Origin of the sequence: Halalkalibacter oceani (genome assembly GCF_023715605.1) — a bacterium.
GTDB lineage: Bacteria > Bacillota > Bacilli > Bacillales > Bacillaceae_D > Halalkalibacter > Halalkalibacter oceani.
In genome coordinates this window covers 25,454-47,790 of record NZ_JAMBOL010000026.1, presented here as the reverse complement: position 1 = coordinate 47,790, position 22,337 = coordinate 25,454, and the positions used below count along the sequence as shown (strand labels likewise).

The window sequence follows — 22,337 nt, the reverse complement described above, 5'->3', positions numbered from 1 at the left end:
TTTGCCTCCAGCTTCCTTCAGATTCCACCTCGCGATGGACACCCTTGCTCTTGGCTAATGGTTGGCAACTGCCAGCCCCCATAGCGGACTTTCACCGCCTAGCTACGCGCCATGCGTGGCGCACTAAGAAGGGGTTGTCCCAAAAGCTCAGCTTTGGGCCAACCCCTTTTCTTGTAGGCCACATTAAGGTTGGACAGCGGCAGCGCGTCTGCTTCACGACAGCCGGAAGCCTTCGCTCGCTGCTTCGGGGGTGTGGCAAAAGAAAATAAATTCTTTGCCACACCCCCTTCTTATTACATTTCATCACTATTATAAAGAAAAGTGCTGCCTTCGTCCAATTTCCCTCGTTCTGCAATGGAATTTAGTAGCTGCCCGTATTGACAAGTTCCGGGCGGGATACAGGCTGGACAGCTTCCCCTGTTTCAGCAAGAACATTCGCTTCACCATTTACTTCGATCGCGACCGTTTCAATCCCCTCTTGTTCGGTTAACGTCAGGGCGAGCATGTTCAACACTTCTGTTGAGACAGCTGTTGCTTGCAGCTCGCTTAGAATATCTTCATTGAAATTCAGCGTTACGACGCCGTTTTCATAGCTTGGTTCATCCTGCAAGGCGACACCTTGTCTGAAATCAGATAACAGCTGGGAATGAGGAGAAGGACCGCGAAGAAGCTCTGTCACGGCAGCAGTCAGTGAATCGCTCTCCATTGAAACACGGCGTGTGACCGGAACATAATAGGAGTTGTCTCCATTTTGGGCGAGAAAGTAAAGGGTTACCCCTTTACTATTTACAATATCTGTAACGGAATCCGCCTCGATATTAATCCCGTCAGAGCGGCTGACTCCCTCTCCGATCGGTGTGCCGTTGACCGGCATCATTTCCTGTTCATAACCGTTAATGCGGATTTGAACTTTCTCTACATTATCAAATTGTGTCAGCGTCCATGTAATCGCCTGAAGAATCTGCAGCTCTTCTGCCGGATCATATTCTTTAAATTCATTTGAAAAATCAGCTACAGCGACCCCGTCCTCCGTTAAATTCACGTCAACCGCCGTTCCGGCTGGAATGACAGCTTTAAAACCGTTCGGAAGCAGCTCTGTAATCGGCCCGCCATCTACTAAATATTCAAGAGATTGCTTTAACACCCCATCTGTTTTTGGTAGGGTCAATGTTTGCGGAACAACCATTCCATTCGCATCAATTAAGTAAAGCTCCCGCTGAACCGTTTCTGTTGGAACTTCGCTTTCCGCGCTTTCCTCTTCAACCGGCTCCTCGACTCCCGCTTCCTCTAAATCAAGTGATTCATTTTCATCGACATAATTGACTGGCGGTGTATCCATCTCCTGCATCACTTCATTTGAACCAAAAGAACAAGCTGACATAATGATCAGCAACGTAAACATCAATAGTACTCTATGCATCATTTTCCCTCCCAAGATGGTTTGTACTAAATGTATACGAGCTGTTAAAAAAGAATAGACCATCTTTTCACAAGAAAAAACGCCCTGGCGGATTGAATAAACCCACCGGGGCATCTTTTTTTCTTATTCTCCTAGCTGAATCGTCTCCACATGACCGACGTCAATTTCCATCCACTGATCCGCTAAACGCTTGAACCGTTTCGCATCTCCGGTCGTGTAGAAATGGTGCTGAGGCTGCCGGTCATCAACGTAAAGAAGATTCTTATGATAAAGCAGGCTGCTCACTTCCCGCGCTGTTTCATCGCCCGAGGAAATCAGTTCAATGTCAGGGCCGACACGTTCACGGATCACTTCCCGCAGCAGCGGATAATGAGTGCAGCCTAAAATCAACGTATCAAAGCCCTTTTCATCGAGCGGTGTTAAAGCCTGATCGACTGTTCGCACAGCCTCATCCCCCGAGAACACCCCTCTCTCTACTAGCGGAACAAAAGGAGGACAGGCAAGACTATCAACCTTTACTTCACTATTAATCGCTTTTAACGCTTTTTCGTAGGCGCCGCTTGATATCGTACCAGCCGTGCCGATCACAGCGACATGATCGCGCTTTGTGACCTTCAAGGCGCTGATTGCCCCGGGATGAACAACGCCGATTACCGGAATCGCCAATTCCCGTTTCACTTCTTCCAGCACTACAGCCGCTGCCGTATTACAGGCAATCACTAGCATCTTCATTTGCTCTTTCAAAAGGCGGTTGATCATTTCCCACGTAAATCTTCGAACATCCTCTGGATCACGCGGACCATATGGACAACGTGCCGAATCGCCGATATACACAATCTCTTCTTTCGGCAGCTGTCTCATAATCTCTTTCGCTACTGTTAGTCCGCCTAAGCCGGAATCTATTACCCCAATCGGTTTATCCAATCCTCTTCCCTCAATTTCTGTCTATTCTGTGCAGTTCAGCTTTTTATTGCTTATTTCACACGCATTGCCTTCATTTCATCGTGAAGCTTGTGCAGACTTTTCTCCAACGTATCAACTTCCTCCTGGGAAAAATCCGTTAAAATTTTTTCTAAATAATCCTGACGTTTCTTGATCACTTCTTCAATAATCGTCTGACCTTTTCTAAGCAGGTGAATCCGCACAACACGCCGGTCATTTTTATCTTTCACTCGTTCCACGAGTTCATTTTTTTCCATTCGATCAACGAGATCCGTCGTTGTACTACACGCTAAGTACATCTTTGCCGAAAGCTCTCCAATTGTCATGTCACCATTCTCATTCAGCCATTGCAAAGCGACAAATTGCGGTGGGGTAATCGGAAATTGCGTAAGAATGTCACGCCCTTTCTGCTTAACCATGTCAGCCACTCGACGTAATGAGCGTTCAATATGTTCAACCTGGCGATGGTCCATATTTGTTAGCGCACCTCTTTCATTATGAAGCTATTTTCATTATTGTCGCTGTTTTGAGGTCTAATTGCAAGAAGATCTATATGAAAAATCACTGAACGATTTTTCTTAGGATATGTAAAGATGGAAGCGGCGCCGCCGACGCCTCCCGAGAAAAAAAAGCGGCCTGCCTTTTTTGCTTTATAAGGCGGCCACTTTTTCTTTACGTTGTTAAAAAGCGCTCTCTGACACGGCGTTCCACCTCGGCCGCACTGTCCAGTCCCAGCATCTCCTCAGCAAAGGAAGACAGCTCCTGCTGAGAAAGTCCCAACAGCTGGCTCCGCGCCGGCAAAATGGAAGTCGCACTCATGCTTAATTCATCTATACCGAGACCGAGTAAAAGCGGTATCGCCACTTCATCGCCGGCCATTTCCCCGCACATTCCAACCCATTTTCCTTCTTTATGGGCGGCGTCAACAACCATTTTCACTAAGCGCAAGATCGCCGGATGATACGGCTGATACAAATAGGAGACTTGTTCATTCATCCGGTCAGCCGCCATCGTGTACTGAATCAAATCATTTGTCCCGATGCTGAAGAAATCGACTTCCTTCGCAAATAAGTCCGCTGCGACAGCTGTTGACGGAATCTCAACCATAATGCCGAGCTCCACCTTATCAGCAACAGCAACTCCTTCGCTTCTAAGCCGCTCTTCCTCTTCTTTAAAAATCGCTTTCGCCTGCCGCACTTCCTCAAGCGTCGCAATCATCGGAAACATGACTTTGACATTTCCAAAGGCACTCGCCCGCAGTAATGCTCTAAGCTGCACGCGGAAGATCGATTGTTCTTCAAGACAGATCCGGATCGCCCGATAGCCTAAAAATGGATTCATTTCTTCCGGTAAATTCAAATAAGGAAGCTCTTTGTCTCCGCCGATATCAAGCGTGCGAATGATAACAGGCTTGTTGTCCATTCTTTCAACAACTTCCTTATACGCCTCAAACTGCTCCTCTTCAGACGGCAGCTCGCTGCGGTCCATATAAAGAAATTCCGTCCGGTACAAGCCAATCGCTTCGGCCCCATTTTTGAGAACACCGTTTAAATCCTTCGGCGTCCCGATATTGGCGGCCAGTTCAAGATGCTTTCCGTCCTTTGTCCGCGTCTGTTCTCCGGCAAGCTTGGCCCATTCCTGCTTCTGCTTAAGGAAGTCCTGACGCTTTTGCTCGTAATAGGCCTTTTCTTCCTCTGTCGGTTCGATGACGACCGTGCCTTCCGTTCCATCAATAATGACGGTCATTCCGCTCTTAATCTCTTCCGTCACCGTTTTCGCTCCGACCACAGCCGGAATCTCCAGCGAGCGGGACATGATAGCCGAGTGAGATGTTCTCCCGCCAATATTTGTGGCAAACCCTTTAATAAAGGCCGGGTTTAATTGCGCCGTATCAGACGGGGTCAAATCTTCGGCAATCACGATCATTTCCTCTGTCACAGCTGCTAAAGACTGTGTTTGAACACCGAGCAAGTGACCGAGCACGCGTTTGGAAACATCACGTATATCCGCCGCGCGCTCTTTCATATATTCATTTTCCATGTTCTCAAACATCTCAATAAACATCGAAGCGACTTCATTCATTGCGTACTCCGCATTTTGCTTCTCCGCTTCAATTTTTCCTGTGACAGCATCAACAAGCTCGGGATCACTCAAGACGAGCAGATGCGCCGCGAAAATCTCTGCTTTATCAGCTCCCAGCTCCTGTTCAGCCTTATCTTTAATGACAGTAAGCTCTTCCTTCGATTTTGCCACAGCGACCCGAAAGCGCTCAATCTCGGCGGTCGCATCCTGCACTTCTTTTTTTTCGATGTCCATTTTCGGTTCAACGTGCACGAAAGCTTTCGCGATGGCAATGCCGGCAGAAGCCCCGATGCCTGATAATTGCTTCATTATTCTCCTAACCCTTCTTTAATAACCTCTTCAATCCCTTTCAGCGCGTCGTCCGCGTCGCTGCCTTCCGCTTTAATCGTCACTTCTGCTCCCTGGCCCACGCCAAGAGACATGACGCCCATAATGGATTTAAGGTTCACCGTCTTCTGTTTATACGTCAGGGTAACATCAGAGGAATACTGACTTGCTTTATTGACGAGCTGTGTCGCTGGACGAGCATGAATTCCTGTTTCTGCTGTAATATGAAATGTTTTTTCTGCCATTGTACCTACCTCTTTCTTCAATTAAACAATTTTTTTAAGGCATACACACTTGTGTTAAAGTCGCCATTTATCACAAAAAACAGGCATGAGAAAAGAAACGCACATGATGAAAACAAAAGGATGCACTTAGTTGTAGCGTACCCCATCTGAGTCACATATACACTTCCTACTCATGCCTGATCGTATCAGTAACACGTATGTAGTCCTTTGTTGATAAATCGCTTACTTCTCAATAAGCAGTACCAGTATAGCATAACTGTTTTTCTTGTTTCAACAGATAACCTGTTACGCTTTTTTTCTATGTGTTCGAGGAGTTCTGACACATCAGTACGACGTGATACATATACTATCGAGACTAAAACCCTTCATCTCTCGGGGGTTTCATGATCCCCACCGCTCTCAGCCCGAGCAAGAAGGAGTGAACTCATTGAAAGGAGCAGAATTTGGACCTAAGCCTTTACTTACGAAAAGGGAACGCGAAGTATTCGAATTACTTGTTCAGGATAAGACGACAAAGGACATCGCACAAGAACTTTTCATAAGTGAAAAAACCGTACGAAATCACATTTCTAATACGATGCAAAAGCTTGGAGTCAAGGGGCGCTCTCAAGCGGTGATTGAATTGGTTAGACTAGGTGAACTCGAAATATAGCTTACGAATGATAGCATTTGTTTCAGGAAATGGGGCTGTCTCCAAGCTTTGCAACGAAACGGCGCATGACGTCTGCACGATCAGAGGCTGGGACAAAGGGTGGTTATACCTTTTGCCCGGCCTTCCCTTTTACTAATGGTAGGATGTTTCGATTTTTTGAGCCTGTTCCCCGTTTTTCAATCAAGAAAGATAAGGACGGAAAAGCGCTTTCATTTCTTCGTTCCATGGCAGCGACCGTTCTGTCTTTTTGTTCACTTGAACCATCGTTCCTCTTCCGGTCAAACAAATGTCCTCCCGCTCGTTCACGACGAGATAATGAAGCTCCATCGAAGAACGTCCGAGCTTTTCAATTTTCACCCCTACTTGTAATGCTTCCCCGAATTTAATTTGCCGGATATAATCGCAGTGCAAATCAGCCGTCACAATCATCGCGTCGCTCTCTCTCTCAGCCCATTCCTTCATGATTCCGACTTTCTCAAAAAGCGCGATCCGTCCCTCCTCAAAATAAATAAATACTCTCGTGTTATTGACATGGCCGAACGCATCCGTTTCGCTAAAACGTACTTTTACCGGTTGAAAAAAACGAAATGACGCCTTCCACGTCTCAAGGTCGCTAATATAGGCAGGTAGTCTTTTCATCAGCTTGATTCTCCTTCTATGATCAGGAATGAAAAAGGAGCCGCCCTAAAAGCAACTGCTTTCGGGCAACCCCTTTGAAATAGCGGAACCGGTCGCCCCAGTCCCTCTCCTTCCGTCCTTTAACCAGGCTTATGCACCAAAGAAGTTTTTAAAGGATTGGAGTGTTGTTGAACGGTTAAGTGCAGCAATCGAAGTCGTTAAAGGAATTCCCTTCGGACAAGATTGTACGCAGTTTTGTGAGTTCCCGCAGTTTGCAAGGCCACCGTCTCCCATGATGGTCTCAAGACGTTCTTCCTTATTCATTTCACCTGTTGGGTGAGCATTAAAGAGACGAACTTGAGAAAGTGGAGCCGGTCCGATGAAATCAGATTTGCTGTTTACATTCGGACATGCTTCAAGGCAGACGCCGCACGTCATACATTTTGACAGCTCATACGCCCATTGGCGCTTCGATTCTGCCATCCGCGGCCCCGGGCCAAGGTCATACGTTCCATCAATCGGAATCCATGCTTTTACCTTCTTCAATGAGTCAAACATCCGGCTGCGGTCAACGACTAAATCGCGGACGACCGGGAATGTTTTCATCGGTTCAAGGCGAATCGGCTGCTCCAGCTGATCGACTAGCGCTGTGCATGATTGGCGCGGCTTGCCGTTAATAATCATCGAGCAGGCGCCGCACACTTCTTCCAGACAGTTCATTTCCCAGGCGATCGGCGTTGTTTGTTCCCCTTTTTTGTTTACCGGATTGCGTCGGAACTCCATTAACGCAGAAATAACGTTCATATTAGGACGATATGGCACTTCAAATTCTTCTTCATAAGGAGTGCTGTTTGGATCGTCTTGTCGCATCACTTTGAATTGAATTGTTTTTTCACTCATGATTTCACAGCTCCTTGTTTCTTTTGTGAGTAATCACGCTTACGTGGCTTAATTAAAGATGTATCAACATCTTCATAAGTAAAGTCCGGAGCGTTTTTCTCTGCATTGTAGGTAGCTATTGTTGTTTTTAAGAATTCCTCATCATTACGTTCAGGGAAGTCCGGCTTATAGTGAGCCCCGCGGCTCTCGTTACGGTTATAGGCACCAAGAGTAATAACGCGGGCAAGGCTGAGCATGCCATCAAGCTGACGGGTAAAGGAAGCTCCTTGGTTGCTCCATTTTGCCGTATCGTTAATATTAATATTTTGATAGCGTTCCATAAGCTCTTGAATTTTTTCATCTGTTTTCAACAGCTTATCGTTGTAACGCACAACCGTTACGTTATCCGTCATCCATTCACCGAGCTCTTTATGAAGGATATACGCGTTTTCCGTTCCATCCATCTTTAGAATCCGGTCATATGCTTCCTGTTCCTTCTGAGTTTCCTGTTCAAAGAACGCGGAAGACATGCTGTCAGCGGTTTTTTCTAGGCCTTCCATATACTCAACAGCTTTCGGCCCCGCTACCATACCACCGTAAATCGCAGAAAGCAATGAATTTGCACCGAGACGGTTTGCTCCGTGCTGAGAATAGTCGCACTCTCCCGCCGCAAATAGCCCAGGAATGTTAGTCATTTGATCGTAATCAATCCACATGCCGCCCATTGAATAGTGAACAGCAGGGAAGATCTTCATCGGCACTTTACGAGGATCGTCGCCCATGAACTTTTCGTAAATTTCAATAATACCGCCGAGCTTAATATCAAGCTCTTTCGGATCTTTATGAGACAGATCGAGATAAACCATGTTTTCGCCGTTAATTCCAAGCTTCATATCGACGCAGACATGGAAAATTTCACGCGTCGCAATATCACGAGGGACGAGATTTCCATAAGCAGGATACTTTTCTTCAAGGAAATACCACGGCTTACCGTCCTTATACGTCCAGACACGTCCACCTTCCCCACGAGCTGACTCACTCATCAGACGAAGCTTGTCATCTCCTGGAATAGCGGTTGGATGAATTTGAATGAACTCACCGTTAGCATAGCGTACACCTTGCTGATAAAGCTTTGATGCCGCATACCCTGTGTTAATAACAGAATTCGTTGATTTTCCAAAGATAATTCCCGGACCACCTGTTGCCATAATAACGGCGTCGGCAGGGAAATGACGGATTTCAGATGACTTCAAGTCCTGCGCTGTGATCCCGCGACAGGTTCCTTCATCATCGATCATCGCGGATAAAAATTCCCAGCCCTCATATTTCGTCACAAGTCCACTTACTTCATGACGACGTACTTGCTCATCAAGAGCATATAACAGCTGTTGACCAGTTGTTGCACCCGCAAAAGCTGTTCGGTGATGCTGTGTTCCCCCGAAACGGCGGAAATCAAGCAGACCTTCCGGCGTACGATTAAACATAACCCCCATACGGTCCATTAAATGAATAATGCCAGGCGCTGCTTCTGTCATTGCTTTAACCGGCGGCTGATTTGCTAAAAAGTCTCCGCCATATACTGTATCATCAAAGTGTTCCCACGGAGAATCCCCTTCACCTTTTGTATTCACGGCACCGTTAATTCCACCCTGTGCACAGACTGAGTGTGAACGTTTAACAGGAACCAATGAGAAGAGATCGACTGGAACCCCTTTTTCTGCTGCTTTAATTGTTGCCATCAGACCGGCTAGTCCGCCTCCGACAACAATAATTCTACCTTTACTCATAGTAGCCCACTCCTTATCTCTTAAATGTTTGCTAAGTCCGGATTAATAAACGCCAGGATCGCCCGAATACCTACTACTGTTAACAGAACGAAAATGGCCATCGTCACATAGGTTGTAATCTGTTGTGAGCGTGGTGTAACTGTAATTCCCCAAGACACGGCAAATGACCAAAGCCCATTCGCAAAGTGGAATGTCGCCGATACGACACCAATGATATAGAAGATAAGCATAAATGGACTACTTAAAATATCGGCCATCATATCGTAGTTTACTTCTGCTCTGCCTAAGGCATAGGCAATTCTTGTTTCCCATACATGCCATGCGATAAAAATTAAGAGAATGACACCGGAAATCCGCTGAAGAACAAACATCCAGTTACGGAAAAAACCATAGCGGCTTGCGTTATTATTCGCTTGGAACGCGATGTAAATTCCGTAAATGGCGTGATAAAGAAGCGGTAAAAAGATGAGAAAAATTTCAAGCGCATACCTGAATGGCAGGCTTTCCATGAAGTGAGCCGCCTGGTTAAAAGCACTCGCTCCACGCGTCGCAAAATGGTTGACCACCAAATGCTGAACTAAAAATAATCCAACTGGAATAACACCAAGTAATGAATGTAACTTTCGATTAAAAAACTCACGATTACCAGCCATACTTTTCCCCCCACAAATGTTTTTGACCTATCCACTACTATTATTTTCTGCTTACTCTCTCTGTTTTTTCCGTATAGCTTGTACCTCCCCACCGCGACTTGTCGAGATATGGAATCATGCAAATTATGAAACTTTCCCAAAGTTTCTGTGAAAAAAAACCGACAATTTTATTGTACTCTCAACTCATACCCCAGTCAAGAAAACGTATACAGCCTTTTTAGCTGTCTCACACCGTTTAAAAAGCGCGATTTTGCAGCATTTTCCGCCGGCTTCGCTCGCTTGCGGAAGGAAGAGAAAACCGCTCTTCCTTCCTTTAAAATCGTAAGCGGCTTCGCCTGGCGGGACGAAATCACTCAAAATGCCAAAACCGGGCTGCTCCGAAAGCTGCTGAAAAAGGACGATTTTCACTTTTTCAGCAGCTTTTTCGTAATGAGCGTAGCCGTTGCCTGATTTTGAAAGCCTTGCTACGAGTGGGTTTCTCGAAGCAAGGCGCGCAACGCGCGGAGCCATTACTCATCTTGGAGTTACGAAAAAGGAAGTTTTTCAGTGGACTCCTTCTCCGCCGGCTTCGCTCGCTTGCGGAAGGAAGAGAAAACCGCTCTTCCTTCCTTTAAAACCGTAAGCGGCTTCGCCTGGCGGGACGAAATCACTCAAAATGCCAAAACCGGGCTGCTCCGCCGGCTTCGCTCGCTTTCGGAAGGAAGAGAAAACCACTCTTCCTTCCTTTAAAATCGTAAGCGGCTTCGCCTGGCGGGACGAAATCACTCAAAATGCCAAAACCGGGCATTTTGAGTGATTTCTATCCAATAATAATGCGTTCGGTTGGGTATTTGTAGTAGCTTTTTGTTTCTCTTCTTCTGACGGAGAAGAGGAAGGCGATGAGGCCGACGCGTCCGATGAACATGAGGGCCATCAGAATGAGCTGGCTCGGTATTGACAGATGGGGCGTGATCCCCATCGAGAGTCCGCAAGTTCCGAAAGCGGAGGCCGTTTCAAAAATAATTGCAATCAACGCTATATCGTTTCCACCCTCAAACGCGACGATCATCGTCACAGCTGCAAACAGCATCACGAGAAAGACAGATAGGACAATAAACGCTTTTTGCCGGTCATCGGGGTGAATCTCTCTCCCGAACACTTTAACATCATCTTTCCCGAGGGCAAAGCTTCGAATCGTCAAAAACATGACCGCCAATGTTGTCGTGCGGATTCCACCACCGACACTCGAAGGACTCGCGCCAATGATCATCAGCGCAGACATAAACAGCAGCGTGGCTTTGTTTAAGTCCGAGACCTCCATAATCGACAACCCGCCGCTTCGCGTTGTGGCCGAGTTGAATAACGAATAAAAGAGCTGCTGATGCCAGTCCAGGCCAACATAATAATGACCTGTTTCCAGCGCCCATATTCCAAGAACGCCGATCAGAAAAACAACAAAATAAGTCGTCGTCGTTATTTTTGTAAACAAACTAAAGCTGAAATTCGGGTTTTTCTTCGAGATGTATTCACGTAATTCCAGCAACACCGGGAAGCCGATCGCCCCGGCAAAAATAAGCAGGATCGTCACAAACTGCACATAGTAATCATTGGCGAACGGGATCAGCGACTGTCCCGTAACGTCAAATCCGGCGTTTGTAAAAGCGGTAAGAGCAGCAAATGCTCCTTGATAGTAAGCTTCTCCCGCCGTGTCGAAATAGCGTAAATAATATGTACCTAAAATGAGTGCTCCAATCATTTCAATGATCAGGGCGACAAACAAAATTCCCCGCATCAGATTGACAAGGCCTGAGAATTTATACTGATTTTGGTCGACCATAATCAGCATCCGCTGAGAGAGGTTGATTTTTTTCCGGAATAAAATCCAGACAAACGTCCCCATCGTCATTATGCCGATGCCGCCAAGCTGAATCGCCAATGCTAAAAAGAAAATTCCGGTGTAACTGAACGTTTCCGATACATTAATCGTCGTTAACCCTGTTACACTGACCGCACTCACTGATGTAAACAGCGCTTCCGCATATGTTACCTCAACACCCTCCTGGTGAGAAATCGGCAAATACAGGAGAATACTAAAGAGTACCATCGCTATAACATAGGCAATCAAAATACTCCGAAATGGTGAAAGAAAATGATTAAGTCCTGCTTTCATGAGATCATACCTCCGGCTTCATTCGCGCTTAAGTATACCACTTAAAAAAAATCAAGGCTATAAGTGGTAGAGAAATTCGGTCATTCTCTTTATAATAGAAACCAAGCTTCATTATTGTTATTTCAGTGCGCGGTAAGGAGAGGTTGAGACTGCATGAATTTAGAAACAGAAGATTTTAGCTACCATTTAATTCGCAACGAGCTTTTACAGGACCTGCTTGGAAAAGATCACGAGGCGATTTTATACTGGCTTGGAAAATCATTGGCCCGAAAATATCCGCTCGAATCGGTTGACGAGCTCATCGCCTTTTTCGAAAAAGCGAATTGGGGCCAGCTGCAACTCGTTAAAGAAAAACGGCAGGCTAAATTATTCGAACTTACCGGCCCGTGGATGGGAAAGCATGATTCCCGCTGCTATCAGCTTGAAGCCGGCTTTTTAACCCAATATTTGGAACAAAACCTGCAGCGGATTGCCGCAGGAAGCTATTCCGCCTCTAAAAAGGCTGTTTTGTTTACAATTGAGTTTGACCGTCACGATTCGATTGCAGCAAACAACTAGCCCTAGTTAAGGGGAGGGAAAAGAGGGTGGGGCAAAAGGGTGTTGCCTGGATGACTATACGAACAAATGGAAAGAGTGGAATCCACCGTTGCTTTTTCTCCCGCAGGAGTCTACGTATAATTCATCCGTTCGACATTCAGGTAAACACATTAGTTATGTCCCACCCCCGCACGGCTTTATTAAGCGGTAATCGCTTCTTCTTCCTCACCCAGTTGAAACGCCTGATGAAGCATCTCAACAGCGAGTACCATATCATCCTCCGAAATGACGACCGAAACCTTCATTTCAGATGTACTTACCATCTTGATGTAGATTTCATTCTGCGCTAACACATCAAACATCGAAGCAGCAACGCCGGGATTCGAAACCATTCCCGCCCCAATAATCGATACTTTCGCCAGGTCCTCTTCTACGTGCAACGAATGAAAGCCCAACTCTGCCTTAGCATTTTCTAAAATTGTCAATGTCTCTTTTAAAGAAGATTGCGTAATTGAAAAGGAAAGATCAACATGCGCCTCATCAGTCTGGTTCTGGATAATGATATCAACATTGATTCCGTTTTCGGAGAGGGCTTGGAAAACTTTCGCCAGCGTGTCGATCCTGCTTGGCAGACCGGCCATTGTAATTTTTGTTACATCATTTTCAAAGGCAATTCCACGTACAAGTAAGTTTTTTTCCATTGTGATTTCCTCCTCAATTATCGTTCCTGCTTCTTCAACCATACTGGACGCCACTAGCAAAGGCATTTGATAATTCTTGGCACATTCAACCGCACGCGGATGGAGAACGCCGGCCCCGAGATTAGCCATTTCCAGCATTTCATCATAGGAAATGGACTGGAGTTTGCGCGCTTGCGGGACATAGCGCGGATCCGTTGTAAACACCCCTGTCACATCGGTATAAATCTCACAGCGATCCGCTGAAAGCGCCGCTGCCAGCGCGACGGCTGTCGTGTCCGAACCGCCGCGGCCGAGCGTCGTGATGTCATTCTTCGAGCTTTTTCCTTGAAAGCCGGCGACGATCACCACTTTTCCTTTTTCCAGCTCCGCTTCCATTCGTTCTGTTTCAATCGAGACAATCCGCGCATTGCCGTGATTGTCCTCCGTTTCAATTCCAGCCTGCCAGCCCGTGAACGAGATCGCCTCCACACCACGTTCCGCCAAAGCGAGCGCCAGAAGCGCGATCGTAACCTGTTCCCCTGTTGAAAGCAACATATCCATTTCACGTTTACTCGGGCTTTCCGTCAGTTGTCCGGCAAGCCGGACGAGTTCATCGGTCGATTTGCCCATTGCTGAGACGACAACGACGACCTGCTGATCTTCGCCAGCTGCTTTTTCGATCCTTGAGGCGACATGGCGGATTCGTTCCACTGAACCAACCGATGTTCCTCCATATTTCTGTACAATTCGTTTCATCCTGTTCATCCTCTCCAACTCACTCCGTTCAGTGGGAACGCAAAAAAGCAACAATAAGGAAAACTCCTCACTGTTGCTTGTCATACCAGTCCGGTACCACACTGCTCCCTGTTTCTCGCGTGAGATAGTTCTCCACATATCCTTTGGGTTTGATATGTGACAGCCCTATGCTTCTTCAACATAGGTCCAGCATAGAAAAACATGAGCCTTTTCTACACTTCGGCGAATTCCCCTTTCCCAATCTCCTCATCGGTCCTCATAAACCTTAGAGTGGTACTGATGGTTTTCGCTCCTCTACCATCACTTCACTACCTGAAGTGCGGCATCTATTTAATTGCTATCCATTCTAGCAAAGGTTTTCTAGGATTGCAAGCACAACCTGCTACTCCTCTTTCAACGCCTCGAGTATCGCCTCTGCTGTCTTTTCCGGAATCGCCAGCTGCCTCAGTTCTTCAATCGATGCCTCTTTTATTTTCTTAATTGAGCCGAAATGCTTAAGCAGGCTGCGCTTTCGCTTCTCGCCAACGCCTGGAATATCGTCCAATGCCGACTGGAAAAACGTTTTTGAACGCGTCTGCCGGTGAAACGTAATCGCAAAACGATGCACTTCGTCCTGAATGCGCTGTAATAAATAAAATTCATGACTGTCCCGCTTCAACGGAACCTCCACCGGAGGATCACCGAGCAAAAGCTGAGACGTCCGATGCTTATCATCCTTTGCCAGTCCGCATACTTTAATCGATAAACCGAGCTCGTCCTCAATTACTTCCTGAGCCGCGGCAATTTGTCCCTTTCCCCCGTCTATCACAATCAAGTCGGGCAAAGGGAGCGACTCCTTCAGCAGGCGCACGTACCGGCGGCGAATCACTTCACGCATTGAGCCATAATCATCAGGCCCGGTTACCGTTTTAATCTTATATTTGCGGTAATCTTTGCGGCTTGGCTTGCCATCAAGAAACGTCACCATCGCCGAAACAGGGTCCGTCCCCTGAATGTTCGAGTTGTCAAACGCTTCAATCCGGTACGGCGTCGGAATACCCATCGCTTTTCCAAGCCGTTCGACCGCCTTGATCGTCCGTTCTTCATCCCGTTCAATCAAAGAGAACTTCTCCTGTAAAGCGGCCGCAGCATTCTGGTTGGCAAGGTCGACAAGCTCTTTTTTCTTCCCGCGCTGTGGAAAATGAGTATGGACATTCAGCAGCTCTTCGACAAGATTGGCCTCGATCTCCTTCGGCACCAAAATCTCCTTCGGCTTTAAATGTTCCTTTTTCAAATAAAACTGGCCGATAAACGTTAATAAATCCTCATGCGGTTCCTGGTAAAAAGGGAAAATCGATACGTCACGCTCAATCAGTTTGCCTTGTCTGATGAAAAAGACTTGGACGCACATCCAGCCTTTATCGTAATCAAAGCCAAACACATCGCGATCAACATGATCCTGGATCGTCATTTTCTGTTTTTCCATCACCGCTTCCATGTGCGCAAGTGTGTCGCGAAGATCGCGGGCCCGTTCAAAATCAAGCTCTTCTGAAGCTTTCATCATTTTCTCGGTCAGCTGTTTTTTTATTTCGCCATGTCCGGAACGGAGAAAGCGGGTAATCTCATGAATCATTTCCTGATTCTGTTCCGCTGACACCTCGTTGACACACGGCGCCAGGCATTGGCCGATATGATAGTACAAACATACTTTATCCGGCAACGTCCGGCACTTGCGCAGCGGATAAAGCCGGTCGAGAAGCTTCTTCGTTTCATTAGCCGCCCCCGCATTCGGATAAGGACCGAAGTACTTGCCGCCGTCCTTTTTCACCTGCCGGGTCGTGATGAGACGAGGGTGCTCTTCATTCGTTATTTTCAAATAAGGGTAGGACTTATCGTCTTTGAGCATCACATTATACTTTGGATCATGCTTTTTGATTAAGTTTAATTCAAGAATAAGTGCTTCAATATTTGATGATGTAATAATATATTCAAAATCAGCAATTTCACTGACGAGCCGCTGTGTCTTCGCATCATGTGAACCGGTAAAATAAGACCGTACCCTGTTTTTTAACACTTTCGCCTTTCCGACATAAATGACCGTTCCTTGCCGGTCTTTCATCAAATAACAGCCTGGCTTATCAGGAAGCACCGCCAGCTTTTCTTTTAATTGGTTCATCGCTCTCTCTCACCTCCATTACCGTTCGGATCCGTCCGAAGCGCTATTGCGTCAGCGCTAAAGCTGTTATATTTGTAAAAAAAGTCCCCTCTCTCGATTGAGAAAGCGGACTGTCACTTGACTTACAGATGCTTGTTAAGCAGTTCAGCAAGCGCTTCTTTCGGTTGGAAACCGACTACTTGATCAACGACTTCACCATTTTTAAAGACAAGCAAGGTCGGAATGCTCATGACATTATACTTCCCCGCTGTTTCCTGGTTTTCATCGACGTCAAGCTTGGCGATTTTCACTTTGTCGCCCATTTCTGAATCTAATTCTTCAAGAACAGGGGCAATCATTTTACAAGGTCCGCACCATGGCGCCCAAAAGTCAGCAAGCACAACACCTTCGCTTGTTTCCGCTGCAAATGATTGATCTGTCACATTGACAATTGCCATTATAAAAACCTCCTAATCCATAACAAATTTGATTCTTCATGATTATACCATCGAAAAACAATGGTTGCGACTAAGTTGCTCGAAATTGTTTGAGAAAACCGCGTAACGGGCTTTCTTATTAGAAAGTCGTTTCTCTCACGAGGAACGTAACGGGACAAGCCTCTCCCTTCTTTTGAGTCAGCTTCCATCTCCGCTTATAGCCAAAGCTGCACAACCGTCATTGTTCTCCTTTAGTATTCCCTTGACGTTTTTATCCTTTCTCATTCTTTTAAAAAGATACCCTGTTCCCTTTATTGCGAAACAAGGATCTGCCTCAGCTCTTCCGTTAATAATGGAACGATTTCAAAAAGATCGCCGACGATTCCGTAATCTGCCACTTCAAAAATCGGCGCTTCCGGATCTTTGTTAATCGCGACGATTACCTTTGAATTGGACATCCCGGCCAGATGCTGAATCGCCCCTGAAATGCCGATCGCAAAATATAAATCCGGAGTGACGACCTTCCCTGTTTGCCCGATCTGCAACGCATAGTCACAATAGTCGGCATCGCAGGCCCCGCGTGACGCCCCGACAGCCCCGCCAAGCAAATCGGCCAGCTCCTGTAACGGTTTAAAGCCGTCGGCGCTTTTCACCCCTCTTCCGCCAGCAACGATAATTTTTGCCTCCGACAGATCAACGCCTCCGGCCGCCTTCCTTACAACATTTTGGATCGTCGTCCGCAAGTCGCTGATCTCGGCAGTAATCGAGGAAACATCGCCCGTACGCGCCGGGTCCTTTTCCATAGCGGCAATATTATTCGGTCTGATCGTCGCCAGCAGCATCCCTTCTTTGATCCTTTTTCGCTCAAAGGCTTTACCTGAGTAAATCGGCCTTGTAAAGACCGGCTCCCCGTCTTCCAGTTCAACAGCCACGGCATCTGATACTAAGCCGGCCTGCGCTTTCATTGCCAGGCGAGGCGCGAGATCCTTCCCGATCGCTGTATGACCGAGCAGAATGCCGTCCGGCTGTTCAAGATCGATAACCTGTAGCACAGCCTGCTGGTAGGCGTCAGTCGTGTAGCTCTTTAAATCAGGATGAGTGACTGTCACAACCCGGTCGGCGCCATACTGAATCAGCTGCTCCGCTAAACCGCTTACATCTTCACCTAACAAAACACCGATGACTTCTCCTCCATCTGCGACGACCTTTCCCGCGGCAATCGTTTCAAAGGATACATGCCGTAATTCCCCATCGCGAACTTCCCCAATAATCATCGTTTTTTTCGCCATCTGCCTTCCCTCCTTATATGACCTTCGCTTCAGATTTCAACAATGCGACAAGCTCTTTCACCTGGGCTTGCGGCTCTCCTTCAATCATCCGCCCCGCCTGCTTTTCAGGTGGCAGAAAAATCTCGATTGTTTCCGTTTTCGCTGCGACATCCTCTTCCTCCAAGTCAAGATCATCGAGGTCCAGCACGTCGAGCGGCTTCTTTTTCGCTTTCATAATCCCTGGCAATGAAGGATACCGGGGTTCATTTAACCCCTGCTGGGCGGTGACAAGGACTGGCAATGAAACCGTCACTGTTTCTTCGTCCCCTTCGACGTCGCGAATGATCGTCGCTGTCCGATCCTGAATGTCGATCTTTGTGATCGTCGTCACCTGAGGAATCGCCAACAGTTCCGCGACACGCGGGCCGACTTGCCCCGATCCGCCGTCAACCGCCACATTCCCGCCAAGAATGATGTCAAACGACTGCTCGCTGAAATAAGCGGCGAGCAGCGAAGCTGTCGTAAATTGATCGTGATCCTCCAGCTCCTCGGTATCGATTAAAACAGCTTTATCGGCGCCCATTGCCAATGCGGTGCGCAGCTCTTTTTCCGCTTCCTCTTCGCCGACGGTCACAACCGTCACCTCACCACCGTGTTCGTCACGCAAAACGAGCGCTTCCTCAATCGCATATTCGTCGTACGGATTAATGATGAATTCAGCTCCACTATCATCAATTTTCCCTTGCTGAAGGGTGATCTTCTCTTCGGTATCAAACGTCCGTTTCATGATGACAAAAATATTCATTCAAAAAGCCTCCTTCTTCCTACTCGTTTTTTTGGTTAAACTGCGGTGACCGTTTTTCCACAAACGCCCGAATTCCTTCCTGCCCGTCGGCTGAATCGAACGCGAGACCAAACAGCTCGGCTTCTCTTGCTGCGCCTTCAAGCATTCTCGATGAATCGTGATAGCGCAGCAGCTCTAGTGCCATGGTAACAGCGAGCCTACTCTTTTGACTGATTTGCCGGGCAAGCTTCAACGCCTCTTCGATGAGCGACCGCTCAGAATGAAGAGAATTAACAAGCCCGAGCTCCTTCGCTTCTTTCCCGCTGATCGGTTCACTTGTCAACAACATCTCCGCCGCCTTGGCAGTGCCAACATAGCGCGGCAGACGCTGCGTTCCGGCAAATCCGGGAATCAGCCCTAATTGAAGTTCCGGCAACCCGAGCTTCGCATCCTCTGTACTCAGGCGAATATGGCAGGCCATTGCTAATTCAAGCCCTCCGCCTAAAGCGGCCCCGTGAATCGCCGCAATAATCGGCTTCGGATAATGTTCCATCCGCTCGAAAACCTGCTGGCCAAGTCGGGCCATCTCTGCGAATTCGGCTCCGTCCTTAATCGTTGTAAATTCCTTAATATCGGCGCCGGCCGCGAAAAAGCGCCCTTCGCCATGCAACAGAAGCACATGAATATCCTCTTGATCTTTTAGCTCGGTCAAAACCTGATCCAATTCCCGCAGCACGCCTCTTGAAAGCGCATTGGCCGGCGGACGCTGCAACGTTAGAACCGCAACCTTTTCTTCCACTGTGACACGAATAAATTCCACACTCTCACTCCTTTCTTTATGAAAGCCGTTCACTTATCCCGGAGACAAGCATTTGATGAATCGGTTTCGCCTGTACAACTAGATCATACTTGCAATCCTTCATTACCCAATTGGTAACCACTTCATCTAACGTACCGAAGATCATTTGCCGCACAAGACGACTGTCCAGCTGTTGTTTCACACTGGCTGAAGATTGACCTTCTTTAATTAATTCGTCTATGAGCAGAAGATACCCTTTGAGAATTTGATTAATTTTTTTTCTAAGCTCCTTATTAGACTGCCTCAGTTCAAGCTGGGTGACAATCGCCAGCTGTGGATTGGCCTGGAGCTGTTCAAAATGCGTTTGAATGAGCAGCAAAAGCTTTTCTTCAAATGTCTGCTTCGTTTGGATGCGCGTACGGATCGTCTCGATAAACTGTCCCATTTTTTCCTCAAATAAAGAGATTAAGAGATCCTCTTTACTCGTAAAATATAAATAGATCGTGCCGTCGGCGACACCGGCTTCTTTGGCAATCTTCGCGACCTGGGCCTGATGATAGCCGAACCTGGCGATGACGGCGACGGCTGCTTCAATGATTTGCTCGTATTTTGCTCCTTTTTTCTTTCCCACGTTCGTCTCTCCTTTTAATGAATGAGTATTCATTCATACTATCATTTTAGAGAAGCCGACGCTTTCTGTCAATGGAGCGATGTGCCGGGCAGAATCCGATTCCCCGCCTGGCACATGGACGTTCCTTTTTAGCTGCTTACGTGCTCGTCATCCTGTTCCTTCCTCTTTTCCTCTTCTGCCAAAACTCTTCTTAACACTTTTCCGACCATCGTTTTTGGCAATTCAGTGCGAAACTCATAAAGATGCGGAACTTTGTAAGCCGCCAGACGAGTGCGGCAAAAATGGTCAAGATCCTCAGCCGTCACCTCCCTGCCCTCCTTTGGGACGATAAACGCCTTAACCGTCTCGCCCCGATATTGATCAGGAACACCGATAATCGCCACCTCTTGGACTGCCTCATGCTCATACAACACTTCCTCAATTTCGCGGGGGAAAATATTAAACCCTCCGGCGATAATCATATCCTTCTTCCGATCAACGATATAAAAAAATCCGTCCTCATCCATATACCCCATATCCCCGGTCAGCAGCCAGCCATCATCACGCAATACCTTTTCCGTTTCCTCGGCCATCTTCCAATAGCCTTTCATCACCTGCGGACCACGGACCGCAATTTCACCGACATCCCCCTGCTCCGCTTCCTCGCCATCGGCTGTCCGGACGATCATTTCAGTGTCGGGCCACGGGATCCCGATACTGCCGGATTTCCGTTTGCCCCATATCGGGTTCGCCGTCAGCACCGGTGCGGTTTCGGTCAGTCCATAGCCTTCAACTAGCTTTCCTCCGGTCAACCGTTCAAATGTTTGCTGAACCTCGAGCGGCAATGGGGCGGCTCCACTGAGACAGGCGAGGACGGAGGATAAATCATATGTTTCAATCTCCGGTTGATGAATGAGGGCAATATACATCGTCGGCGCACCGGGAAACAAACTGACTTTATGCTTCTCGATCGCTTTTAATACCTGGTCCGGCTCAAACTTCGGCAAAATGATTAACGTAAAGCCATTCATGATCGCAAGGTTCATACAGACGGTCATGCCGTACACATGAAAAAAAGGAAGGACTGCCAGCATGCGCTCCTGTCCCGGCGTTGTTTTATAGATCCAGTGGCCGGCCTGCATCGTATTGACGACCAAATTCCGATGGGTCAGCATCACGCCCTTTGCAAGGCCTGTCGTTCCACCAGTATATTGCAAAAGCGCCAAGTCCGTTTCCGGATCGAGCGGGACAGGCTTAAAAGCGCCGTCACCTTGCTTCAAAAAGGCGGAGAAAGCGATCGTTTGCTCATTGTATTCTACGGTTACTTTTTCTTTTTGGACGATGGGATAGAGAAGATTTTTTGGAAAGGGGAGATAGTCTTTTATACTGGTGACAATCACTTGCTGCAAGCTCGTTTTCGCTCTCACCTTCTGGACGCGGGGAAAAACGAGATCGAGACAGACTAATAGCTTGGCGCCGGAGTCGATTAACTGGTGCTCCAGCTCTCTTTCGACATAGAGAGGATTGATTTGAACGGCAACGGCTCCGGTCATGATGATGCCATAATAGCTGATCACCGCCTGGGGACAATTGGCCAGCATGATCGCCACCCGGTCTCCTTTTTCGATTCCAAGTAATTGAAGCCGCTGCGCAAACTGAACTGCCTGCTGATGAAGCTCCGAATAGGAAAGCCGCTTTCCTAAAAACTCAATCGCGGTCTGATCCGGATACTTCCGGGCCGAACGCTGCAGAAAATCATGGAGACTGCTGTTCTGGTAGTCAAGGGAATGAGGAATTTCGTCGGGATAATGCTTCAGCCAAATCTTGCCGGTCGTCGACATTTCATCTCCTCCTCTTTATTCAGTTGCTCCTTCATGATCGTTCTACTTCTATTGTATTGGAATCGCTTACATAAATAAATCATTTTTTGTCAATTTCACGCAAGAAAAACGGGGACAAACTAACGGTTTTCCTATACGGAAACAGCTTCCGGGCAGCCCGCGAGTGAGTGCACCGCCGGCTGCCCGGAAGTTGAAACAGATTTTGATTAAGCAGCAAAAAACAGCATATAAACAATTCCCGCCAGCAGAAAAGCACCACAACAAACATACAAAATTTTCATCAGTAGTTCCACGGCATGATTCTCCTTTTTTGTCACTATCTCGCGATTATACTGGCCCCAATTACGTAGGAGAGCCCGATCGAAATAATCATCGACACGATCCCGACCGCGCGATTGTCGTTGGCAATTTCCTCATCGATTTTGAAGGAAGGTGTTAGAAACTCGAAAATAAAATAGCTGATCAATAGCAGAACGAATCCGTAGACGCCCCAGCCAAGCATCGTCAAAATGGAATCAGAGTGCTCGATGGAATGACGAAAAATATTCGCCACCCCAAACAGCTTTCCTCCTGTCGCCATCGCCACGGCTACATTTCCTCGCTTAATTTCGCGCCAATTATCGTATTTTGTGACGAGCTCAAAAATAGCAAGAAAGAGGATCAGCCCGAGTACGGTGACACTGTAATACGCCGCTGTCCGAACAAATTCATATTCAAAGAATGTCTCCACTTACATT

At 47.3% G+C, this 22,337-nt stretch carries 21 protein-coding genes and 1 riboswitch; of the genes, 2 read left to right on the top strand and 19 right to left on the bottom strand.

Going from position 1 to position 22,337, the window contains the following annotated elements:
- Positions 1-361: 361 nt before the first annotated feature.
- The 5 genes from M3202_RS18460 to M3202_RS18440 all read right to left on the bottom strand — a co-directional run bounded on the left by M3202_RS18460 (position 362) and on the right by M3202_RS18440 (position 5,016).
- Entirely contained in the window at positions 362-1,420 is a 1,059-nt protein-coding gene (locus tag M3202_RS18460) for a GerMN domain-containing protein (RefSeq protein WP_251224715.1), read from the bottom strand.
- A gap of 123 nt (positions 1,421-1,543) precedes the next feature.
- A complete protein-coding gene (gene racE, locus M3202_RS18455; protein ID WP_251224714.1) occupies positions 1,544-2,344 on the bottom strand; it encodes a glutamate racemase in 801 nt (266 codons plus the stop codon).
- 50 nt (positions 2,345-2,394) lie between these two features.
- Positions 2,395-2,835: a MarR family winged helix-turn-helix transcriptional regulator gene (locus M3202_RS18450; protein ID WP_251224713.1), complete on the bottom strand. Its 441-nt coding sequence runs from the start codon at positions 2,833-2,835 to the stop codon at positions 2,395-2,397.
- A 199-nt stretch (positions 2,836-3,034) separates the two neighbouring features.
- Positions 3,035-4,753, bottom strand: a complete 1,719-nt coding sequence (gene ptsP / locus M3202_RS18445; protein ID WP_251224712.1) for a phosphoenolpyruvate--protein phosphotransferase — start codon at positions 4,751-4,753, stop codon at positions 3,035-3,037.
- Positions 4,753-5,016, bottom strand: a complete 264-nt coding sequence (locus M3202_RS18440; protein ID WP_251224711.1) for a phosphocarrier protein HPr — start codon at positions 5,014-5,016, stop codon at positions 4,753-4,755. Before M3202_RS18440 ends, ptsP begins: the two co-directional genes overlap by 1 nt.
- Before the next feature lie 427 nt (positions 5,017-5,443).
- On the opposite strand from M3202_RS18440, the gene M3202_RS18435 reads away from it, so the two are divergent.
- Positions 5,444-5,668, top strand: a complete 225-nt coding sequence (locus M3202_RS18435) for a helix-turn-helix domain-containing protein (RefSeq protein WP_251224710.1) — start codon at positions 5,444-5,446, stop codon at positions 5,666-5,668.
- A gap of 180 nt (positions 5,669-5,848) precedes the next feature.
- Here M3202_RS18435 and M3202_RS18430 read toward each other — a convergent pair whose 3' ends face one another.
- From M3202_RS18430 to M3202_RS18410, 5 genes are all read right to left on the bottom strand, one after another.
- Positions 5,849-6,307 (bottom strand): acyl-CoA thioesterase, encoded by a 459-nt coding sequence (locus M3202_RS18430; RefSeq protein WP_251224709.1) that lies wholly within the window; start codon positions 6,305-6,307, stop codon positions 5,849-5,851.
- 129 nt (positions 6,308-6,436) lie between these two features.
- Positions 6,437-7,186: a succinate dehydrogenase iron-sulfur subunit gene (gene sdhB / locus M3202_RS18425; RefSeq protein WP_251192431.1), complete on the bottom strand. Its 750-nt coding sequence runs from the start codon at positions 7,184-7,186 to the stop codon at positions 6,437-6,439.
- Positions 7,183-8,952 carry a succinate dehydrogenase flavoprotein subunit gene (gene sdhA / locus M3202_RS18420; RefSeq protein ID WP_251224708.1) on the bottom strand — a complete coding sequence of 590 codons (1,770 nt, stop codon included), beginning with the start codon at positions 8,950-8,952 and terminating at the stop codon, positions 7,183-7,185. The genes sdhB and sdhA overlap by 4 nt, the downstream gene beginning before the upstream one ends.
- Positions 8,953-8,972: 20 nt before the next feature.
- The gene (locus M3202_RS18415; protein ID WP_251224707.1) at positions 8,973-9,605 is read right to left on the bottom strand and encodes a succinate dehydrogenase cytochrome b558 subunit; all 633 of its coding nucleotides are present in this window, start codon (positions 9,603-9,605) and stop codon (positions 8,973-8,975) included.
- A gap of 799 nt (positions 9,606-10,404) precedes the next feature.
- Positions 10,405-11,754, bottom strand: a complete 1,350-nt coding sequence (locus M3202_RS18410; protein WP_251224706.1) for a TrkH family potassium uptake protein — start codon at positions 11,752-11,754, stop codon at positions 10,405-10,407.
- Between the two features lie 153 nt (positions 11,755-11,907).
- On the opposite strand from M3202_RS18410, the gene M3202_RS18405 reads away from it, so the two are divergent.
- Entirely contained in the window at positions 11,908-12,312 is a 405-nt protein-coding gene (locus tag M3202_RS18405) for a YslB family protein (RefSeq protein WP_251224705.1), read from the top strand.
- Between the two features lie 179 nt (positions 12,313-12,491).
- Here the strand turns inward: M3202_RS18405 and M3202_RS18400 are convergent, their stop codons facing one another.
- The 9 genes from M3202_RS18400 to M3202_RS18360 form a co-directional block, all read right to left on the bottom strand.
- A complete protein-coding gene (locus M3202_RS18400) occupies positions 12,492-13,727 on the bottom strand; it encodes an aspartate kinase (protein WP_251224704.1) in 1,236 nt (411 codons plus the stop codon).
- 117 nt (positions 13,728-13,844) lie between these two features.
- A riboswitch (Lysine riboswitch) is annotated at positions 13,845-14,032 on the bottom strand.
- A gap of 77 nt (positions 14,033-14,109) precedes the next feature.
- Positions 14,110-15,882, bottom strand: a complete 1,773-nt coding sequence (gene uvrC / locus M3202_RS18395) for an excinuclease ABC subunit UvrC (RefSeq protein ID WP_251224703.1) — start codon at positions 15,880-15,882, stop codon at positions 14,110-14,112.
- A 122-nt stretch (positions 15,883-16,004) separates the two neighbouring features.
- Positions 16,005-16,319, bottom strand: a complete 315-nt coding sequence (gene trxA / locus M3202_RS18390; protein ID WP_251224702.1) for a thioredoxin — start codon at positions 16,317-16,319, stop codon at positions 16,005-16,007.
- Positions 16,320-16,609: 290 nt separating this feature from the next.
- Positions 16,610-17,587: an electron transfer flavoprotein subunit alpha/FixB family protein gene (locus M3202_RS18385; protein ID WP_251224701.1), complete on the bottom strand. Its 978-nt coding sequence runs from the start codon at positions 17,585-17,587 to the stop codon at positions 16,610-16,612.
- A 13-nt stretch (positions 17,588-17,600) separates the two neighbouring features.
- Positions 17,601-18,371, bottom strand: coding sequence for an electron transfer flavoprotein subunit beta/FixA family protein (locus M3202_RS18380; protein WP_251224700.1), 771 nt, complete (start codon positions 18,369-18,371; stop codon positions 17,601-17,603).
- 19 nt (positions 18,372-18,390) lie between these two features.
- The gene (locus tag M3202_RS18375; RefSeq protein WP_251224699.1) at positions 18,391-19,170 is read right to left on the bottom strand and encodes an enoyl-CoA hydratase; all 780 of its coding nucleotides are present in this window, start codon (positions 19,168-19,170) and stop codon (positions 18,391-18,393) included.
- 16 nt (positions 19,171-19,186) lie between these two features.
- The gene (fadR, locus tag M3202_RS18370; RefSeq protein WP_432805982.1) at positions 19,187-19,780 is read right to left on the bottom strand and encodes a fatty acid metabolism transcriptional regulator FadR; all 594 of its coding nucleotides are present in this window, start codon (positions 19,778-19,780) and stop codon (positions 19,187-19,189) included.
- A 128-nt stretch (positions 19,781-19,908) separates the two neighbouring features.
- Complete coding sequence (locus tag M3202_RS18365; protein ID WP_251224697.1) at positions 19,909-21,600, bottom strand: long-chain-fatty-acid--CoA ligase; 1,692 nt, start codon at positions 21,598-21,600, stop codon at positions 19,909-19,911.
- Positions 21,601-21,916: 316 nt separating this feature from the next.
- Positions 21,917-22,330: a DUF350 domain-containing protein gene (locus M3202_RS18360; protein WP_251224696.1), complete on the bottom strand. Its 414-nt coding sequence runs from the start codon at positions 22,328-22,330 to the stop codon at positions 21,917-21,919.
- Positions 22,331-22,337: the final 7 nt, after the last annotated feature.